The sequence below is a fragment of the Streptomyces sp. NBC_00846 genome, from assembly GCF_045207325.1.
GTDB lineage: Bacteria > Actinomycetota > Actinomycetes > Streptomycetales > Streptomycetaceae > Streptomyces.
The window spans coordinates 3714115-3734029 of record NZ_CP108846.1 but is presented as its reverse complement, the minus strand read 5'-3'; the positions used below and the strand labels follow the sequence as shown (position 1 = coordinate 3734029).

18 protein-coding genes are annotated in these 19915 nt (G+C 67.2%); 8 read left to right on the top strand and 10 right to left on the bottom strand.

Going from position 1 to position 19915, the window contains the following annotated elements; translation table 11 throughout:
* The first annotated feature begins 20 nt into the window (after positions 1-20).
* From murJ to trxA, 6 genes are all read left to right on the top strand, one after another.
* Complete coding sequence (murJ, locus tag OG936_RS17170) at positions 21-2186, top strand: murein biosynthesis integral membrane protein MurJ (protein ID WP_406495722.1); 2166 nt, start codon at positions 21-23, stop codon at positions 2184-2186.
* Positions 2187-2312: 126 nt separating this feature from the next.
* Positions 2313-4031, top strand: coding sequence for a protein kinase family protein (locus OG936_RS17165; protein WP_406495720.1), 1719 nt, complete (start codon positions 2313-2315; stop codon positions 4029-4031).
* Between the two features lie 156 nt (positions 4032-4187).
* Positions 4188-4895: an RNA polymerase sigma factor SigM gene (gene sigM / locus OG936_RS17160; protein WP_406495719.1), complete on the top strand. Its 708-nt coding sequence runs from the start codon at positions 4188-4190 to the stop codon at positions 4893-4895.
* Complete coding sequence (locus OG936_RS17155; RefSeq protein ID WP_406495718.1) at positions 4892-5848, top strand: hypothetical protein; 957 nt, start codon at positions 4892-4894, stop codon at positions 5846-5848. The genes sigM and OG936_RS17155 overlap by 4 nt, the downstream gene beginning before the upstream one ends.
* Positions 5849-5982: 134 nt before the next feature.
* Positions 5983-6945 carry a thioredoxin-disulfide reductase gene (gene trxB, locus OG936_RS17150; RefSeq protein ID WP_406495717.1) on the top strand — a complete coding sequence of 321 codons (963 nt, stop codon included), beginning with the start codon at positions 5983-5985 and terminating at the stop codon, positions 6943-6945.
* A 46-nt stretch (positions 6946-6991) separates the two neighbouring features.
* The gene (trxA, locus tag OG936_RS17145) at positions 6992-7321 is read left to right on the top strand and encodes a thioredoxin (protein WP_266747322.1); all 330 of its coding nucleotides are present in this window, start codon (positions 6992-6994) and stop codon (positions 7319-7321) included.
* A 7-nt stretch (positions 7322-7328) separates the two neighbouring features.
* On the opposite strand, the gene OG936_RS17140 is transcribed toward trxA, so the two are convergent.
* From OG936_RS17140 to rpmH, 10 genes are all read right to left on the bottom strand, one after another.
* Positions 7329-8462, bottom strand: coding sequence for an IS630 family transposase (locus tag OG936_RS17140; RefSeq protein WP_406495716.1), 1134 nt, complete (start codon positions 8460-8462; stop codon positions 7329-7331).
* A gap of 179 nt (positions 8463-8641) precedes the next feature.
* Positions 8642-9259: a GNAT family N-acetyltransferase gene (locus OG936_RS17135; protein ID WP_406495715.1), complete on the bottom strand. Its 618-nt coding sequence runs from the start codon at positions 9257-9259 to the stop codon at positions 8642-8644.
* A gap of 301 nt (positions 9260-9560) precedes the next feature.
* On the bottom strand, positions 9561-10661 hold the full coding sequence (locus OG936_RS17130; protein ID WP_406495714.1) for a ParB/RepB/Spo0J family partition protein: 1101 nt from the start codon (positions 10659-10661) through the stop codon (positions 9561-9563).
* Positions 10658-11734, bottom strand: coding sequence for a ParA family protein (locus tag OG936_RS17125; RefSeq protein ID WP_383752465.1), 1077 nt, complete (start codon positions 11732-11734; stop codon positions 10658-10660). Before OG936_RS17125 ends, OG936_RS17130 begins: the two co-directional genes overlap by 4 nt.
* A 293-nt stretch (positions 11735-12027) precedes the next feature.
* Positions 12028-12744 (bottom strand): 16S rRNA (guanine(527)-N(7))-methyltransferase RsmG, encoded by a 717-nt coding sequence (gene rsmG / locus OG936_RS17120; RefSeq protein ID WP_406495713.1) that lies wholly within the window; start codon positions 12742-12744, stop codon positions 12028-12030.
* A gap of 109 nt (positions 12745-12853) precedes the next feature.
* Entirely contained in the window at positions 12854-13363 is a 510-nt protein-coding gene (locus OG936_RS17115; RefSeq protein ID WP_114245516.1) for a R3H domain-containing nucleic acid-binding protein, read from the bottom strand.
* A 14-nt stretch (positions 13364-13377) separates the two neighbouring features.
* Positions 13378-14637: a membrane protein insertase YidC gene (gene yidC / locus OG936_RS17110; RefSeq protein WP_266747318.1), complete on the bottom strand. Its 1260-nt coding sequence runs from the start codon at positions 14635-14637 to the stop codon at positions 13378-13380.
* 3 nt (positions 14638-14640) lie between these two features.
* A complete protein-coding gene (gene yidD, locus OG936_RS17105) occupies positions 14641-15000 on the bottom strand; it encodes a membrane protein insertion efficiency factor YidD (protein WP_406495711.1) in 360 nt (119 codons plus the stop codon).
* Positions 14997-15368: a ribonuclease P protein component gene (gene rnpA, locus OG936_RS17100; protein ID WP_383751976.1), complete on the bottom strand. Its 372-nt coding sequence runs from the start codon at positions 15366-15368 to the stop codon at positions 14997-14999. Before rnpA ends, yidD begins: the two co-directional genes overlap by 4 nt.
* Before the next feature lie 18 nt (positions 15369-15386).
* Positions 15387-15524 carry a 50S ribosomal protein L34 gene (gene rpmH / locus OG936_RS17095; RefSeq protein ID WP_030930485.1) on the bottom strand — a complete coding sequence of 46 codons (138 nt, stop codon included), beginning with the start codon at positions 15522-15524 and terminating at the stop codon, positions 15387-15389.
* Between the two features lie 381 nt (positions 15525-15905).
* Between rpmH and dnaA the strand changes: the two genes are divergently transcribed.
* Complete coding sequence (gene dnaA / locus OG936_RS17090; protein ID WP_406495709.1) at positions 15906-17714, top strand: chromosomal replication initiator protein DnaA; 1809 nt, start codon at positions 15906-15908, stop codon at positions 17712-17714.
* Between the two features lie 1061 nt (positions 17715-18775).
* Positions 18776-19906, top strand: a complete 1131-nt coding sequence (dnaN, locus tag OG936_RS17085; protein WP_266747314.1) for a DNA polymerase III subunit beta — start codon at positions 18776-18778, stop codon at positions 19904-19906.
* The last annotated feature ends 9 nt before the right edge of the window (positions 19907-19915 follow it).

Below are 19915 nucleotides of genomic sequence, written 5' to 3'. Positions count from 1 at the left end.
GACGATGAGGTGGGGTTTCGATGAACGCGCCGTACGACGATGACCGCGGTCAGGGTGCGGGCGGAGCCGGGTCTTCCGGTGGGCCTCCGGCCCCTCCCGCACCGGACCAGGTTCCGCCGACGCGCGATCCGTACCTGCAGTCCGCGTACGCCTACGATCCCTACCGGGCCCAGGACCTGTCCGTCCAGGATCCGGTGACCGAGGCGCTGTACGACCGCGCCGCGCACCCGCCGCCGCCCCCTGGCACCTACCAGCAGCCCCAGCCGCTCTACCAGCAGCCGCCCGCGGCGCAGTACCCGCCCGACCCGCGTATCTGGGCACAGACCCCACCCCCCGAGCCCGACGGACCGTCGCGGCACCTGCCGTACGGCGACAACCCGGCGACCACCCAGTTCGTCGGGGTCGACGATCTCGTCAGCCAGGCATCCCACGACCGTGAACAGCCTGACGCCTTCGCCCACCTGTTCCGGGACCAGGAGGGCCCGGCAGGCCCCTCCCCCGTCCCGGACGAGCCCGAGCCTGCCCCGGCCCCGGCGTCCGCACCGCCCAAGTCCGGTGGCCGCGCCTCCGGCGTGCTGAAGTCCAGCGCGCTGATGGCGGCCGGCACGCTCGTGTCCCGGCTCACCGGATTCGTCCGCAGCCTCGTGATCACCGCCGCGCTCGGTGCGGCACTGCTCGGCGACAGCTTCACCATCGCCTACACCTTGCCGACGATGATCTACATCCTCACCGTGGGCGGCGGGCTGAACTCGGTCTTCGTTCCCCAGCTCGTCCGTTCCATGAAGGACGACGAGGACGGCGGCGAGGCCTACGCCAACCGTCTGCTGACGCTGGTGATGGTCGCGCTCGGTGTGATCGTCGCGCTCGCGGTCTTCGCCGCTCCGTGGCTGATCCACATGATGTCGCCCACGATCGCCGGGGACGTGGCCGCCAACAGCGTCGCCGTGACGTTCGCCCGCTACTGCCTGCCCACCATCTTCTTCATGGGCGTGCATGTCGTGATGGGCCAGATCCTCAACGCCCGCGGCAGGTTCGGCGCGATGATGTGGACCCCGGTCCTCAACAATATCGTCATGATCTTCACGTTCGGCATGTTCATCTGGGTCTACGGCACCTCCGCCGAATCCCAGATGGGGGTCCAGACGATCCCGCCGGAGGGCGTCCGGCTGCTGGGCATCGGCACGCTGCTCGGCCTGGTCGTCCAGGCCCTGGCCATGATCCCGTACCTGCGCGAGGCCGGCTTCCGCTTCCGGCCGCGCTTCGACTGGAAGGGACACGGGCTCGGCAAGACGGTCAAGCTGGCCAAGTGGACCGTCCTGTTCGTGCTGGCCAACCAGGCAGGCGTGCTCGTCGTCACCCAGCTCGCGACCTCGGCGGGCAAACTGTCCGGCAAGGACGGCACCGGCATCCTCGCGTACTCCAACGCCCAGCTCATCTGGGGCATGCCGCAGGCGATCATCACCGTGTCGGTCATGGCGGCCCTGCTGCCCCGCATCTCCCGCGCCGCCCACGACGACGACCCGGGCGCCGTCCGCGACGACATCTCCCAGGGACTGCGGAACTCGGCCGTGGCGATCGTGCCGGTGGCCTTCATGTTCCTCGCCCTCGGCCTGCCGATGTGCACCCTGCTGTATGCCTCCGCGGGTACCGAAGCGGCCCGGTCCATGGGCTTCATCCTCATGGCATTCGGTCTCGGCCTGATCCCGTACTCCGTGCAGTACGTGGTGCTGCGAGGCTTCTACGCCTACGAGGACACCCGGACGCCCTTCTACAACACGGTCATCGTCGCCGCGGTCAACGCGGCCGCCTCGGCTCTCTGCTACGTGATCCTGCCGGCCCAGTGGGCCGTGGTCGGCATGGCTGCCGCGTACGGACTCGCCTACGCCGTCGGCGTGGGCATCGCGTGGCGACGGCTGCGCAACCGGCTGGGCGGCGATCTGGACGGCGCACACGTCGTCCGCACCTACGCCCGCCTGTGTCTGGCCGCCATCCCGGCAGCGGCGCTCGGCGGCGGCGTCGGCTTCGCTGTTCTCATGGGCCTCGGCGAAAGCGCCTTCGGCTCACTCGTCGCGCTGATCTGCGGTGGGGCCGTTCTGCTGGGCGTCTTCTTCGTCGCCGCCAAGCGGATGCGGATCGAAGAGATCAACGGCATGGTCGGCATGGTCCGAGGGCGGCTCGGGCGCTGAGGATCACAGCCGCACAACCATCACCGCCCCTTGCGTGTCGTGCATAACGCCGGAGTGTGGGCACAATTGGCGTGACTGTGCAGGGCTGGCTGGCATCGCGCAACGGATGGGGAGGCAGGAACGACGGTGGCGGAACGTAGCACGGCTGCCGTCGACGTGGCCGACAACAGCGGTGATAAACCGCTGGCCGCCAAGGCGGACGAGGCCACGACCGACGGGACGGCGAAAGCTCAGGACACAACGGGCAACAAGCCTCAGGACACGGACGGTGAGCGCATCAGCCCCGAGGCCACTCTGCCGACCCCTGATCTGCACAGCGGGCACAAACTGGCCAGACGTTACCGGCTCGAAGAGTGCGTCACCCGTCTGGACGGGTTCAGCAGCTGGCGCGCTGTCGATGAGAAACTGCGCCGCGCGGTCGGCGTCCATCTGCTGCCCGCCGACCACCCCCGAGCCCGTTCGGTGCTGGCCGCGGCCCGCTCCTCCGCGCTGCTCGGCGATCCGCGCTTCGTGCAGGTGCTCGACGCGGTCGAGGAGGACGACCTCGTCTACGTCGTCCACGAGTGGCTTCCCGACGCCACCGAGCTCACCTCGCTGCTGGCCGCGGGACCGATGGAGGCGCACGACGCGTACCAGCTCGTCAGCCAGGTCTCCCAGGCCATGGCTGCCGCGCACCGCGAGGGTCTCGCGCATCTGAGGCTGACCCCGGGCGCGGTGCTGCGGAGCTCGACCGGGCAGTACCGGATCCGCGGTCTCGCGGTGAACGCCGCGCTGAGGGGTATCACCGCCGACGGCCCGCAGCGCGCGGACACCGAGGCGATCGGCGCCCTGCTCTACGCCGCACTGACCCAGCGCTGGCCGTACGAGACCGATGCCTACGGTCTGTCCGGCCTGCCCAAGGGTGTGGGGCTGATCGCGCCGGACCAGGTACGGGCCGGTGTCCACCGTGGACTGTCCGAGATCGCCATGCGCGCACTCGTCAATGACGGCGCCACTGCCTCCCGGCAGGAGCAGCCGTGCACCACCCCGGACGAACTGGCCAAGGCCGTCGCTGCGATGCCCCGCATCCGCCCTCCGGAGCCCACCTTCACTGCGCCCCCGGAGTACCAGCGCACGACCTACCAGCAGGGCACCTACGGGCGCCCGCCCGCCGGCCCCGGTGTCACTACGCAGCCGGTGATCGCCGTGCCCCCGGCCCCGCTCCAGAGCCGCACCGGCAAGGTCCTCAAGTGGACGGTATCCGCGCTGCTCATCGCCGCACTGGGCCTCGGCAGCTGGCAGCTCGCCGAGACGCTCCTCGACCACAGCAAGGACTCGGGAAACGACGACACCACGCAGACGACCCCGGAGAACGACGACAACAAGCCTCCCGCCCCGCTCAAGCCGCTGCGGATAGCCGGTGCGACGGAGTTCATGCCCAGTGGTTCGGGGATGAAGCCGGAGGACGCGCCGAACGCCATCGATGGCAGTGCGAGTACCGCCTGGATCACCCGCCGCTACCGGGGCTACGCGAATTTCGGCAATCTCGCGCCCCGTAAGGATGGCAGCGGCATAGTCGTCGATCTGGGCAGTGTCCAGGACGTCAAGGACATCAAGGTCGAGATGTTCCGCAGCGGGCAGAAGGCCGAAGTACTCGCGGCCGATGCGAACGCATCGGCCCCGTCGTCCCTCTCGGACTTCCCTCAGCGCCTCACCAAGCTCGCGACGGTGGGGAGCGAACTGAAGGAGTCCCTCGCCAAGCCTGTACGGACCCGCTACGTGCTGATTCACATCACGGAGCTGCCGTCGGACGGGACGTCCGACGGCTTCCGTGGCGGAATCTCGGAGATCTCGGTACTCGGCTGACGCGAAAGGCCGGTGGGAGCCCGCTCCCACCGGCCTTTCGCGCACCGTCCGGGCCGGCCTGTCGATCTCGTACTGTTCGGCTTCCGCCCTCTGCCCCTGCCCACTCGAATCGTGATAGACAGACGCACCTTGACGCAGAGAGGGAGGGAGGGGGAGGTGGCCGCCGAGCCGTCGGAACCACTCAGCGACTCAGACCTCCTCGCTCGCCATGTGGCCGGTGAACCCGACGCCTTCGGCGAGCTCGTACGACGCCACCGCGACCGGCTGTGGGCCGTGGCGCTGCGGACCCTGGGCGATCGCGAGGAAGCCGCTGACGCCGTCCAGGACGCGCTGGTCTCCGCTTTCCGGGCCGCCCACACCTTCCGTGGCCAGTCCGCCGTCACCACCTGGCTGCACCGCATCACCGTCAATGCCTGCCTCGACCGGGTCCGCAAGGCGGCCACCCGCAAGACCTCGCCGGTCGATGACACCGAACGGTTCGACCAGCTCCTCGAACCGCACGAGTCCGCGGAGGCCCCGGCGGAGCGCCGGGACCTGCACCGCGAGCTCCTGGCCGCACTCGCCACTCTCCCCGCGGAGCAGCGCGCCGCCCTGGTCCTCGTGGACATGCAGGGCTACCCCGTGGCGGAGGCGGCACGCATCCTCGACGTACCGATAGGCACCGTGAAGAGCCGCTGCGCGCGGGGCAGAGCCCGGCTGGCTCCTCTGCTCACCCACCTACGCGGTGAGGGCGCAGAAGCCGAGGAACCCGCCGTGGGAAGGAACCGGACGCCGCGCGCATCCGTCCCATCCGCATCGGGGCCGAGGGACGCGGGGACAAGCGACGATCCTGCTGCAGTGAAGGGCGGAGGTGGGCGCGCATGACATCAACGACCGAAACGACCCAGCACCCTGATGTCTCGGAGATCTCCGATCTCACGGAGGGGCTGCTCCCGACGTCACGTGCGGCAGAGGTACGCGGCCATGTGGACGGCTGCGAGCTCTGCGGCGATGTCCATGCCTCACTCGTGGAGATCCGCGAGCTGCTCGGCACCGTGCCCGTGCCCCAGCACATGCCCGACGATGTCGTGGACCGCCTCAACACCGCGCTCGCCGCCGAGGCTTTCAGCACCACGGCGCCTGTCGGCGCAGCACCGCATGTTTCACGTGAAACAAAGACTTCCGTCGCGCAGAAGCCAGAAGCGGAGCCCAGTCTCTCGGACCGCCCTGCCGGGCATCCCCGGGCGAGCACCGGCCCCGGTCGCCGGTCGGCCCGGCGCCGCCGCCGCACCGCCGTGCTTGGCACCGCCCTCGGCGCAGCCGTGGTCGGCATGAGCGTCTTCATGCTGCAGAACGTCCAGTCGTCCCAGGATGATGCCAGCCTCAAGGCTGCGGACCACGGCTCCAGCTCCATGGCAAAGCGCACAGGAACCTTCACGGCGTCCACCCTCGAAGGCCAGGTCCAGACACTTCTTCTGAGTGCCGGCACAAAATCATCGGGTCCGGACGGTACCGACCCCGAGAAGCAGGCACCACCTTCCGTCGACATCCAGTCGACGCCCAGGAACGACCCTCCCGGATCCGAGTCGCCCCGAACGCCGTTGCGCGCGCCCGTCGTGTCCGTCCCGCTCTGTGTGGAGCAGGGCATCGGGCGGAAGACCGCGGCCCTCGCCGTCGAAGAAGGCACCTACGAGGGCGCAGACGCCTTCCTCGTCGTCCTGCCGCACCCCTCCGACGTGACCCGCGTCCAGGCGTATGTCGTCGACGCTGCCTGCGTCCGGGAAGAGCCCGCTGCCAAAGCGAAACTACTGCTGACCCACGCCTACGCGCGCCCCTGAGAATCCGGCCGGAACGCCGCCCCGGCACGTCGGGAATGCATCCCCCGTAGGATCCGTTGGGTGGGGTGAGAGTCGTTGAACCGACCCCATCAGGCGTGGACAGTAGGCAGTCTGCAGAGACGAGGAAGAAACCCGTGAGCGACGTCCGTAATGTGATCATCATCGGCTCCGGCCCCGCGGGCTACACGGCCGCCCTTTACACCGCACGCGCCTCGCTGAAGCCGCTGGTGTTCGAGGGCGCCGTCACCGCCGGCGGCGCTCTGATGAACACCACCGACGTGGAGAACTTCCCGGGCTTCCAGGACGGGATCATGGGCCCTGAGCTCATGGACAACATGCGCGCCCAGGCCGAGCGCTTCGGCGCCGAGCTCGTCCCCGACGATGTCGTCTCCGTGGACCTCACCGGCGACATCAAGACGGTCACCGACACCGCCGGCACGGTGCACCGCGCCAAGGCCGTCATCGTGACGACCGGCTCCCAGCACCGCAAGCTGGGCCTGCCCAACGAGGACGCCCTCTCCGGCCGCGGCGTCTCCTGGTGCGCGACCTGTGACGGATTCTTCTTCAAGGACCAGGACATCGCAGTGGTCGGCGGCGGCGACACCGCGATGGAGGAGGCAACCTTCCTCTCCCGCTTCGCCAAGTCCGTCACCATCGTCCACCGCCGTGACTCGCTGCGTGCCTCCAAGGCCATGCAGGACCGCGCCTTCGCCGACCCGAAGATCAAGTTCGCCTGGGACAGCGAGGTCGCGGGAATCCAGGGCGAGCAGAAGCTGTCCGGTCTGACCCTTCGGAACACCAAGACCGCAGCGACATCCGAGCTCGCGGTGACCGGTCTGTTCATCGCAGTGGGCCACGACCCGCGCACCGAGCTCTTCAAGGGGCAGCTCGAACTCGACGACGAGGGCTACCTCAGGGTCGACGTCCCCTCGACGCGCACCAACGTGACCGGCGTCTTCGGCGCCGGTGATGTCGTCGACCACACCTACCGACAGGCCATCACCGCTGCCGGCACCGGCTGCTCGGCCGCTCTCGACGCCGAGCGCTTCCTCGCTGCGCTCGCCGACGACGAGAAGGCCGCCGCGGCCACCGTCTGACCCGCGCCTCTCACCCCACACACCCCTAAGAAGTTAGGAGGCCGCCGTGGCCGGCGACCTGAAGAACGTGACCGACGACTCCTTCGACGAGGTGGTCCTGAAGAGCGAGAAGCCGGTACTGGTGGACTTCTGGGCCGCCTGGTGCGGTCCGTGCCGCCAGATCGCGCCCTCCCTGGAAGCCATCGCTGCCGAGCACGGCGACGAGATCGAGATCGTCAAGCTCAACATCGACGAGAACCCGGCCACGGCCGCCAAGTACGGCGTCATGTCCATCCCGACCCTGAACGTCTACAAGGACGGCGAGGTTGCCAAGACCATCGTCGGAGCCAAGCCGAAGGCCGCGCTCCTCCGGGACCTCGAAGGCTTCATCAGCTAGTGCCGCATCAAGCAACGTTTGCCCTGTCTACGATGGCGCGTAGGTGCCGGTCGCTGGCATGGCGGTTTCGCCAGATGATGTAGCGGCGGATCATGCTGCCCTGTTCCTTGTGGGTGGCGTGGTCGGTGCCGTCAAGGGTGAAGTAGCGCAGGGCGGTGAACTGTGCCTCGATGCGGTTGAGCCAGGAGGAGTTCGTCGGGGTGTAGGCGATCTCGACGTTGTTCGCCGCCGCCCAGGTGCCGACCCGTTGGCACCTCTTCGTGGTCAGATGCGGGGAAAAGTTGTCGCAGACGATCGCGATCCGCACCGTCGGCGGGTAGAGGGTGCGCAGGTAGCGGCAGAACTCCAGGAACTGCGTCCGCTTCTTGACCGGCTTGATGTGGCCGTAGAGCTTGTCCTTGGCCAGGTCCAGGGCGGCGAACAGGTGCCGCACTCCGCCGTAGCGGTTGTAGGTCGCCCGCCGTCGCCGGCGTGGTTCACGGTCGGAGTCCTTGTGCTTGCCGCCGCGCTCGGCCCATTGCCGACCCGGGTGAGGCATCAGGTTGAGCGGCCCGAACTCGTCCAGACAGAAGATGACTTCGGGCTCGCCGTCCTCGGGTATGACCTCGCCGTCGGCGATCGCGTAGAGGTGTTCGACGCGGGCCTTCTTGGCCGCGTAGTCCGGATCGCCGGAGGTCTTCCAAGTCTTCAGGCGTTGAAACGAGACGCCTTCCTCGCGGAGCAGGATGCGCAGGCCCTCGTGGCTGATGTCGTCGACCACCCCCTCGGCAACCAGGAAGTCCGCCAGCTTGGTCAGGCTCCAGGTCGAGAACGGCAGGTCGTGCTCGGTCGGCTTGGACTTCGCGATCTTCTTGATCTCGCGCCGCTCGGGCAGCGTGAACGTCCTGGGACGACCGCCCTTGTACTTCGGATACAGCGACTCGAAGCCGTCGGTGTTGAAGTTGTGGATCACGTCCCGGACCCGGTCATTGCTGGTGAACGACACCTCGGCGATCTTCGCGACCGGCATGCCCTGCGCGGACAGCAGCACCATCTGGGCCCGCCGCCAGGTCACCACCGACCCAGTGCCCCTGCGGATGATCCGTAGGAGCCGTCTGCCCTCGTCATCGTCGATCTCGCGTACATGTACTCGTTCCGCCACCCAGCCAGGGTGACGGCCACGTGCCGCCCGGCACAGCACCCCGGACGGCGCGTCACATAACAACAGGGCAAACGTTGTCTGCTACGGCACTAGAAGAGCCGTGGTTCGATGTTTCACGTGAAACGGGTCCATCCCCTGGCAGGGGATGGACCCGTTACTCATGGTCATGTTCGTTCGGATCACAGCGGCCGCAGCGCCGGTTCCTTCTGGACAGCACCCAGCAATCGATCCAGTGCCAGCTCGACGTCTTCCTTCCAGGAGAGCGTCGTCCGCAGTTCGAGTCTCAGCCGCGGATGGACAGGATGCGGCCGTACGGTCTTGAAGCCGACCGCGAGGAGATGATCCGCGGGAAGCATGCAGGCAGGCTCCTTCCACCGGGCATCGCCGAAAACCTCGATCGCCTTGAATCCCCGACGCAGCAGGTCCTTGGCGACGGTCTGCACCATGACCCGGCCCAGCCCCTGCCCCTGGTACCCCGGCATGATCCAGGCAGTCATCAGCTGCACGGCATCGGGGGAGACGGGGCTCGTAGGAAAGGCAGTCGAACGCGGTACATAGGCCGGTGGTGCGTAGAGAACGAAGCCCACCGGCACATCGTCGACATGGACAACGCGACCGCACGAACCCCACTCCAGCAGAACAGCCGAAATCCACGACTCTTTCTCCAGCTCGGGCGTTCCCGCCTTTACTGCAGCTTCGCCGCTGACCGGATCAAGCTCCCAGAAGACACACGAGCGGCAGCGCTTCGGGAGATCGGAAAGATTGTCCAGTGTGAGCGGTACGAGCCGGCGCCCCATGAAGCTGCTCCTCGCTTCCTTCGCCCGCCGCATCGTGTGCGGCAGTCAGTGCACTCCGTTCCAGGAGCAGACTGCCGGCGAACCCTCCGACAGCGACCCCCAGGCCCAACCCCACTGCCACCCGTCGGCAGTGGGTCACTGATCGCATGGCCCCCCACCGAGGTGGCTCAGAACGGATGTGCCATACCAGAACGCATCGTATCCACCCAGGGGTCAAGCCGACACCGAGAGAAAGCAAAGGGTGGGCTGTGTTCCGGTATCCATCGGAACACAGCCCACCCCAACACTCATCCGGCAGAGATCAGCCCTCGTCGTCCCCGGCAGGGTCCTCAGACGGTTCCCGGTCCAGCACCCGCCCCTCGCCCGGTGCCAGACTGCCGAGAATGCGGTCCAGATCCTCCATCGACGCGAACTCGACGACGATCTTTCCCTTCTTCTGCCCGAGGTCGACCTTCACTCTGGTCTCGAAGCGGTCCGAGAGCCGGGAAGCAAGATCGGACAGCGCCGGCGACACCCGTCCACCGGCCCGCGGCCCCTTGGACTTGGCAGGACTCGTCGGCCTGGACCCCATGAGGGTCACGATCTCTTCGATCGCCCGCACAGAGAGCCCCTCGGCCACAATGCGATGCGCCAGCCTGTCCTGCTCCTCCGAGTCGTCCACGGACAACAGTGCCCGCGCATGCCCCGCCGACAAGACCCCGGCCGCGACCCTGCGCTGCACCGGAGGCGAAAGCCTGAGCAGACGCAGTGTGTTGGACACCTGCGGACGGGAACGCCCGATCCGGTCCGCCAGCTGGTCATGCGTGCACTTGAAGTCCTTGAGCAACTGGTCATAGGCAGCCGCCTCCTCCAACGGATTCAGCTGAGCCCGGTGAAGGTTCTCCAGAAGTGCGTCCAGGAGCAGCTTCTCGTCCTCCGTGGCCCGGACGATCGCCGGGATCCGCTCCAGACCCGCCTCCCGGCACGCCCTCCAGCGCCGCTCGCCCATGATGAGCTCATAGCGCTCCGGACCCGTCTTCCGCACGACAACGGGCTGGAGAAGACCCACCTCCTTGATGGAGGTGACCAATTCGGCAAGGGCGTCCTCGTCGAACACCTCACGGGGCTGACGCGGATTAGGGGTGATGGAGCCGAGAGGAACCTCGGCAAAGTACGCCCCTGCGGCTCCCACCGATGCTGCGGACGCCTCGGGCTCCGAAACCTGCGCACTCGGCTCCGGCACAACCGGAGCGGACGCAAGAGTGGCCACCTTCGCAGCGGCCATCCCCCGCTCTGCCGTCATCACCGGCCCCGCCCCGGGAGAGGCCGATCCCGCCCCCGCAGACGGCACCTGCTTCTCCTGCGGAGCGGCGGGGATCAGGGCACCTAGCCCACGCCCCAACCCTCTTCGGCGCTCACTCACTGGATCCCCTCCGAAATGCTCTGCTGGCTGTTCCCGCTGCCCGTGTGGGCATGCTGGGCCTCGTACTGCACCCCGACACCCCGCAACGCGATCTCACGCGCCGCTTCGAGGTACGAAAGCGACCCGCTCGAACCCGGGTCATAGGTCAGCACGGTCTGCCCATAGCTCGGTGCCTCCGAAATCCGCACCGACCGCGGAATGTTCGTCCGCAGCACCTCCTTACCGAAGTGACTGCGCACCTCCTCCGCGACCTGCGAAGCGAGCCTGGTCCTGCCGTCATACATGGTGAGCAGAATCGTGGACACATGAAGGTCGGGGTTGAGATGCCCCCGCACCAGGTCCACATTCCGCAGCAGCTGCCCCAGCCCCTCCAGCGCGTAGTACTCACACTGAATGGGGATCAGTACCTCGGCGCCGGCGACCAGGGCATTGACCGTCAGCAGGCCGAGCGAAGGCGGGCAGTCGATCAGAATGTAGTCCAGCGGCTGCTCATACGCCTGGATCGCCCGCTGCAGTCGACTCTCCCGCGCCACCAGCGACACCAGCTCGATCTCCGCACCGGCGAGATCGATCGTGGCGGGGGCGCAGAAGAGACCTTCGACGTCCGGAACAGGCTGAACCACCTCGGAGAGCGGCCGGCTCTCCACCAGGACGTCATAGATGGAGGGAACTTCGGCATGGTGATCGATACCCAGAGCCGTAGAGGCATTCCCCTGCGGGTCGAGGTCCACCACCAGAACACGTGCGCCGTGAAGCGCGAGCGAAGCTGCAAGGTTGACCGTCGTGGTCGTCTTGCCCACTCCACCCTTCTGATTGGCCACCACCATGACGCGCGTCCGGTCAGGACGGGGCAGGCCCTCGCCGGCGCGGCCTAGGGCCTCGACCGCCAGCTGGGCCGCGCGACCGATGGGTGTGTCATCCATCGGCGGCGGTGTTTCACGTGAAACACCCTCCCCCGCCGATTCGGTTCGGGGACCGGGGACCGGGTCGGTCATCGGTCCCGCGATGTTGGCGTCGGACCGCAAGGATTCACTCTCCTCGACTTCAGGCTCACAATGCACAGAGCCTGCCATGCTTTCGGGGTCGTGAACCAGCGAGGCCCGCTCTTCTGTGGATGAATCCACTTCTGTGGACAATTCCATAGCTCTAACGGGCTTGCGATGCCGCGGCGCGGCAGCCGCACGACCGCGGCTGATGATCCCATGCAGCAGAGAGCGACGTTTCACGTGAAACACGATGCCCCCGCAGCGTAGCTACAGGGGCACGACACTCCGCGTGGGGCACGTACGACTGCTTACCCGGAGCATCACCAACAGGCGGAGCAAACTGCATGTAACGGCTGATTCCGCAACGTGGCCGGAGCGTGTCAGCGACGGCGCCTCGTACGACTCGTCCTCGCGGCCTTGGCCCTCTTTGCGGCGAACCTCACACCGCCCGGACTCTCCCCGACCACCACTCGCACCACCGTGGACATCGGATCGACGATGCCCTCGCCGACATGCAGCACCTCGGTCTCCACCACACCGAGCTTGCTCAAGGCCGCCCGCGCACCGATGATCTCCTCCTCGGCGGTGTCCCCCTTGAGCGCCAGCATCTCTCCGTACGGACGCAGCAGCGGAACGCCCCAGCCGGCCAGCCGGTCGAGCGGTGCCACAGCCCGAGCCGTAACGACGTGAACCGGTTGAAGGGTCCCCAGAACCTCCTCGGCCCGACCGCGCACAACCGTCACGTGGCTCAGCCCCAACAGTTCGACGACCTCCTGAAGGAAATTCGTCCGCCGCAGCAAGGGCTCCAACAAGGTGATCTTGAGGTCCGGACGCACCAGTGCGAGCGGAATACCCGGGAGGCCCGCGCCGGAGCCCACATCGCAGACCGTGACGCCCTCGGGCACGACCTCGGAGAGCACGGCACAGTTCAGCAGATGCCGCTCCCAAAGCCGCGGCACCTCACGTGGACCGATCAGTCCCCGTTTCACTCCGGCATCCGCCAGCAGTTCCGCGTACCGGACAGCCTCCGGGAAGAACTCGCCGAAAACCGCCTGCGCGCCTTCAGGCGCCTGGGGAAGCTCTACTTCCGCCGTCACGGGAACCGTCCTTCCATACCGCACTACCGCACTGTGGGTGGCTGACTATCAGGCTGACAAAGATCGGCCCCGCCTGCGAACAGACGGGGCCGACAGAACAAGGGTCTGGTCAGGCCGGGAGAACGACGACGAAGCGCTGCGGCTCCTCGCCCTCGGACTCGCTGCGCAGACCGGCGGCCGCAACCGCATCGTGCACAACCTTGCGTTCGAACGGCGTCATCGGGTCCAGCTTCACCGGCTCACCGGTGCTCTTGACCTCGTCCGCGGCCTTGGCACCCAGCTCGGCGAGCTCGGCCCGCTTCTTGGCCCGGAACCCGGCGATGTCCAGCATCAGACGACTGCGGTCACCGGTCTCCCGGTGCACAGCAAGCCGCGTCAGCTCCTGGAGCGCCTCCAGCACCTCACCGTCGCGGCCCACGAGCTTCTGCAGATCACGTGCCGAGTCACTGATGATCGAGACCGCGGCCCGGTCCGCCTCGACGTCCATGTCGATGTCGCCGTCGAGATCGGCGATGTCGAGCAGACCCTCGAGGTAATCCGCTGCGATCTCACCCTCCTGCTCGAGGCGGGTCAAGGTGTCGCTGCCCTCAGCGGCCGTGGAGGTGGTGCCTTCCGTCACGGATGGACTCCTTCTTACTTCTTGGACGGGTGCTTGGGCCGCTGCGGACCCTTGCGCTGTCCGGACTTGGCTTGGCGTGAGGAGCCGGACGCGGGCTTGCCCGCCGGCTTGGGCTTGTCGTCGTCCTGTGATGCGTCCCGCTTGTCCAGGGAGGTCTTGGACTCCGGCTCGGCAGAACCGGCCTCCTTGGCCTGCTGGGCGGCGGTCTGGCGCTGGGCCTTGGTCTGCCGCTTGGGCTGCTGACGCCGCTGCGCGGCTCCGCCCTCGGCCTCGGCAACAGCCGTGTCGCTCTTGATCACCGTGCCGTCCTCCTGGGCGGCGAGGCCCAGCTTGGCCAGTCCCGTGATGAACTTCCGCTCGATGTCGTTACGGTCCGGACCCTTGGACACGATCCGCTTGACCGTATTGCGCTTGGTCCTGCCACGCACCTCACCGTGAGCGGTGACGCTCTTCAGCAGACGTCCCAGGTACTGGTCCTGCGCCTTGCTGCCCGGGGTCGGGTTCTGGTTGATCACGTACATCTGCTGACCCATGGTCCAGACGTTGGTGGTCAGCCAGTAGACGAGGACACCGACGGGGAAGTTGATGCCCATGACGGCGAAGATCAGCGGGAAGATGTACATCAGCATCTTCTGCTGCTGCATGTACGGCGTCTTGACCGTCAGGTCGACGTTCTTCGTCATCAGCTGGCGCTGGGTGAAGAACTGCGACGCCGACATCATCACAATCATGACCGCGGTGACGACCCGGACGTCGAGCAAAGAGGCACCGAGAGCGCTGACGTCCGACGCGCTGTCCATGAACTTGGCAGCGAGCGGAGCACCGAAGATGTGTGCCTTACGGGCGCTGTCGAGCAGCGGCTGGTCGATGACACCGATCGTCTTGCCCGAGGCGATGGCCGAGAGCACGTGATACAGGGCGAAGAAGAACGGCGACTGCGCCAGGATGGGAAGGCACGAGGAGAGCGGGTTGGTGCCCGTCTCCTTGTACAGCTTCATCATCTCTTCGGACTGACGCTGCTTGTCGCTCTTGTAGCGCTCCTGGATCGCCTTCATCTTCGGCTGGAGCACCTGCATGTTCCGGGTCGACTTGATCTGCTTAACGAAAAGCGGGATCAGGCAGATCCGGATCAGTACCACCAGGGACACGATGGACAGGCCCCAGGCCCAGCCCGTGTCATCGCCGAAGATCGCTCCGTACAACTTGTGGAACTGGACGATGACCCATGAAACGGGCCAGGTGATAAAGCTGAACAGACTGGCAATCGTGTCCACTAATCAAGCTCCTTGAGCATTGGGCGAGGTCTCTGCGGCCGGGCTCGGGGAATCGGAAACCGACCCCCCGGGAGGCACATCAGCGGCGGAGTCCCCGCCCTTGCCACCGCGTATGGCAGTACGCAGCAGTTCGTGCCAACGCGGACGTTTGCGTGGTGGAACATGGTCCACGCCACCGGGTGACCACGGATTGCACCGCAGGATGCGCCAGGCCGTCAGCGCAGTTCCCTTGATCGCTCCGTGCCGGTCGATCGCCGTATATCCATAGTGGGAACACGACGGGTAGTAACGGCAGACAGGCCCGAGAAGTGGGCTGATCGTCCACTGGTACAACTTGATAAGAGCCAGCAGCGGGTACTTCATCGCACGCCCCCTCCCAGCAGCCGCTGAAGAGCGGCATCCAGGTCTCGGGCCAGCTGTTCATGGTCGGCGTCACCCGCTCCGGGCAACGCTCGTACGACAACCAGGCTACCGGGGGGCAGCAGGGCCAGTCGTTCGCGGACCAAGTGGCGAAGCCTGCGCTTCACCGCTGTGCGTACGACCGCTCCACCCACAGCTTTGCTGACAACGAAACCCGCACGCGGCGGGGGAGCACTCTCCCCAGTCACGTGCGGGTCCGTTGCACCGCTGCGTAGATGAACGACGAGTAGCGGGCGGCCGGCCCGGCGTCCTCGACGTACTGCGGTCGCGAAGTCCTCGCGCCGCCTCAGCCGATTCTCGGTAGGCAGCACGTCATGACCTGTAAGCGATCAGGCGGACAGGTTGGCGCGACCCTTGCCACGGCGGGACGCGAGAATCGCGCGGCCGGCACGGGTGCGCATCCGCAGCCGGAAGCCGTGGGTCTTCGCGCGACGACGGTTGTTCGGCTGGAAGGTGCGCTTGCTCACTCGGGGGCTCCAGAAATGACTCGTGTGTTGGCGGGACATCGCCTGGCTGTCACCGTGCGCCCACGAGAGACTCGCGTAAACGCTCTAGTGCACCGCTTCACGATCACAGATCGTGATCTTTGCCCATCGGAGGCAGGCGGCAGCAGCCATCGACAACTCGACCTGGCCACGGTACGCGCGGCCACGCCGCCCGGTCAAACCGGCTCTAGCGCACCCCGCACTATGCACAGGCTGTGGACAACAACTTGAACCACGCGGGTCCGCCTGACTACCGTGGCTGAACCCCGGTTCTTTTTCTTCCTGCCTGCCGGTCCTCACCCATCCCGAACCATCCCGTCCCGAGAACCACACATTCGTGGGACCAGCGAGAGAGCGTGCCTTGTGGCTGATGTACCTGCCGATCTTGCCGCAGTGTGGCCACGAGTGCTGGAGCAACTCCTCGGGGAGGGCCAGCAGGGCATCGAGCCGAAGGACAAGCAGTGGATCGAGCGCTGCCAGCCGCTCGCACTGGTCGCCGACACCGCGCTGCTCGCCGTCCCCAACGAATGGGGCAAGCGCGTACTGGAAGGCCGGCTCGCGCCGCTCATCAGCGAGACGCTGAGCCGCGAATGCGGCCGCCCGATCCGCATCGCGATCACCGTCGACGACTCCGCGGGCGAACCTCCGAACCCGCCCGCGCCCCCGATGCACCAGTCCCCGCAGCCTCAGCAGCACCGCTACCCGGGACCGCAGCACGATGAGCGTCAGCACAATGACGCGTACGACGGATACGGGCACCGGCCCTCGGACGACGGCATGCCGACCGCCCGGCCCGCCTACCCCGACTACCAGCAGCAGCGCCGCGACCCCGGTGCGTGGCCGCGCACCCAGGAGGACCTCTCCTGGCAGCAGCCCCGGCTCGGCGGATTCCAGGACCGCGACACCTCGGCGGAGCAGTGGCGGGAGCCGTACGCCGGCGGCCGTCCCCAGCAGCCGCAGCACGACTACCGGCCGCAGCCGTCCGAGCGTCAGGGTTACGAGCAGCAGCGCCCCGAGCGCCACGACATGCAGGACCCCCAGACCCAGCACCGGCAGGGCGGCGCCGGCACCGGACGGCCCGGCGGCGCCACCGGGCCGATGGGCGCGCAGACCGCCGCCGCGCCCGGCGCCGGTGAGCCGGCGGCCCGGCTGAATCCGAAGTACCTCTTCGACACGTTCGTCATCGGCGCGTCCAACCGGTTCGCGCACGCCGCGGCGGTCGCGGTCGCCGAAGCGCCCGCCAAGGCGTACAACCCGCTCTTCATCTATGGGGAGTCGGGACTCGGCAAGACCCATCTGCTGCACGCCATCGGGCACTATGCGCGCAGCCTCTACCCGGGCACCCGGGTGCGGTACGTGAGCTCCGAGGAGTTCACCAACGAGTTCATCAACTCGATCCGCGACGGCAAGGGCGACACCTTCCGCAAGCGCTACCGCGATGTGGACATCCTGCTGGTCGACGACATCCAGTTCCTGGCGAGCAAGGAGTCGACGCAGGAGGAGTTCTTCCACACCTTCAATACGCTCCACAACGCCAACAAGCAGATCGTGCTGTCCTCGGACCGGCCGCCCAAGCAGCTGGTGACCCTGGAGGACCGGCTGCGGAACCGTTTCGAGTGGGGTCTGACCACCGATGTCCAGCCGCCGGAGCTGGAGACGCGGATCGCGATCCTCCGTAAGAAGGCGGTGCAGGAGCAGCTCAACGCCCCGCCGGAGGTACTGGAGTTCATCGCCTCCCGTATCTCCCGGAACATCAGGGAGTTGGAGGGGGCACTGATCCGGGTCACGGCCTTCGCGAGCCTCAATCGCCAGCCGGTCGATCTCGGGCTGACCGAGCACGTGCTGAAGGATCTGATTCCCGGTGGCGAGGACTCGGCCCCTGAGATCACGGCCACGGCCATCATGGCGGCGACCGCGGATTACTTCGGTCTGACGGTGGATGATCTCTGCGGAACCTCGCGCAGCCGCGTGCTGGTGACGGCCCGACAGATCGCGATGTACCTCTGCCGGGAGCTGACCGATCTTTCGCTGCCCAAGATCGGGGCGCAGTTCGGCGGCCGCGACCATACGACGGTGATGCACGCGGACCGGAAGATCCGCGCGCTGATGGCGGAGCGACGCTCCATCTACAACCAGGTCACCGAGCTCACCAACCGCATCAAGAACGGCTGACGGGCCGCCGGCACGCATACGCCCCGTACGCGCCGGAAGGGCGCCTGCGGAACCTTCACCGGGTTCCGCAGGCGCCCTTCTTGTTGTCCGGAGCCCCGCGCCGCAGTCCCTCCGAAGCCCCTCCGAGTCCTTCCGGAGCCCCTGCGAAGCCCCGTCCGAGCCCCTCCAAAGTGACTCCGAAGCCGCCGAAGCCCACTCCGGAGTCACTCCACCCCCTCCGAGACCGTTGCGAAACCCGCTCGGAAGCCCCTCCCACGCCGGACTCCGCGGCTCCGCAGCGGTCGCGGTGTTCGAATACCTGCCGTCGGGCGCCCGTTCTCCACAGATCTGGGGAGATTTTCCCCTCCACAGCCTGGGGACCCAGAAGTTGTCCCATATTGCTTCCACAGGGGCGACTGCCGATACTCCATCAGGCCAGGTCAAGGGCCTGGGGATTTGTGGTCAACAATGATCCACAGCCTGTGGACAACATCTTCGTCCACAGGGGGTCGATGATGTTGTCCACCGGCGGCCCACAGCGCGGGCTGTGTTGTCCCCAGCTTGATCGGGCTTCTCCACATCCCTGTCCACTGTTCGGCAACGCGACGACGCCTTTCACTGTGCCGAGTGAAAGGCGTCACACCGAGAGGGTCGGTTGGGCTGTGGGGAACCTGGGTAAAGCTGGGGACAGCCCTGGGGAGAAACCCCCTTGCCCTGTGTACCGGGTGTGCAGAACTTTCGTCCGTCCACAGAAACACCGGGTTGTCCACTGGCCCCACCCACAGGGTCGGTGGACAAAAAACTGGGCCTGACCTGCGAAAACGACGTTATCCACCGTTTCCACAGGCCCTACTACTACTGCCACCTATAGTTAGCCCGGAATCCGCTTCGAAGTGGGGCCTGTGCACAACTCGGGGCCGGGGCGCTCCGAGCCTGTTGTCGCGACTTGACCCCGAGCAGCACCGAGTGTCGGTGCCGTACGTCAGACTGGTCCCCGTCGTCCTCCTGCTGTCATCGGCGGGAGACGCGATCGGACGACGAAGGCCAGCAGGGCGAGCGAGCAACAGCAGGAGGCGGTTCCGGTGAAGATCCGGGTGGAGCGCGATGTACTCGCGGAGGCTGTGGCCTGGGTGGCCCGTAGCCTCCCGGCCCGTCCGCCGGCGCCCGTTCTTGCGGGTCTTCTGCTGAAGGCGGAGGACGGCGTCCTCAGCTTCTCCAGCTTCGACTACGAGGTCTCGGCCCGGGTCTCGGTGGACGCGGAGGTCGAGGAGGACGGCACGGTGCTGGTCTCCGGCCGGCTGCTTGCCGACATCTGCCGGGCCCTTCCCAACCGCCCGGTGGAGATTTCCACAGACGGTGTACGGGCGACCGTGGTCTGCGGCTCCTCGCGATTCACACTCCACACCCTTCCTGTGGAGGAGTACCCGGCGCTGCCCGCGATGCCGACCGCGACCGGCACGGTCCCCGGTGAGGTCTTCGCCTCGGCCGCCGCCCAGGTCGCCATCGCTGCGGGCCGTGACGACACGCTGCCGGTCCTGACCGGTGTGCGGATCGAGATCGAGGGCGAGACCGTCACCCTGGCCTCCACCGACCGCTACCGCTTCGCGGTCCGCGAGTTCCTCTGGAAGCCGGAGAACCCGGATGCGTCGGCTGTCGCCCTGGTGCCCGCCAAGACCCTGCTGGACACGGCCAAGGCCCTGACCAGCGGTGACACGGTGACGCTGGCGCTGTCCGGCTCGGGTGCCGGTGAGGGGCTGATCGGTTTCGAGGGAGCGGGCCGGCGCACGACCACACGACTGCTGGAAGGCGATCTGCCGAAGTACCGCACGCTGTTCCCCACCGAGTTCAACTCGGTCGCGGTCATCGAGACCGCGCCGTTCGTCGAGGCCGTCAAGCGCGTGGCCCTCGTCGCCGAGCGGAACACACCGGTGCGGCTCAGCTTCGAGCAGGGTGTGCTGATCCTGGAGGCGGGTTCCAGTGATGACGCACAGGCTGTGGAGCGGGTCGATGCGGTGCTGGAGGGCGACGACATCTCGATCGCCTTCAACCCGACCTTCCTGCTGGACGGGCTGAGCGCGATCGACTCCCCGGCCGCCCAGCTCTCCTTCACGACGTCCACCAAGCCCGCGCTGCTCAGCGGCCGCCCGGCCGTGGACGCCGAGGCGGACGAGGCGTACAAGTACCTGATCATGCCGGTCCGTCTTTCCGGCTGATCAAGCCAT

Coding starts and splice junctions, on each gene's coding strand:
- murJ (WP_406495722.1), top strand. CDS start 21: ATGAACGCGCCGTACGACGATGACCGCGGTCAGGGTGCGGGCGGAGCC.
- OG936_RS17155 (WP_406495718.1), top strand. CDS start 4,892: ATGACATCAACGACCGAAACGACCCAGCACCCTGATGTCTCGGAGATC.
- OG936_RS17135 (WP_406495715.1), bottom strand. CDS start 9,259: ATGGGGCGCCGGCTCGTACCGCTCACACTGGACAATCTTTCCGATCTC.
- OG936_RS17125 (WP_383752465.1), bottom strand. CDS start 11,734: ATGGCAGGCTCTGTGCATTGTGAGCCTGAAGTCGAGGAGAGTGAATCC.
- yidD (WP_406495711.1), bottom strand. CDS start 15,000: ATGAAGTACCCGCTGCTGGCTCTTATCAAGTTGTACCAGTGGACGATC.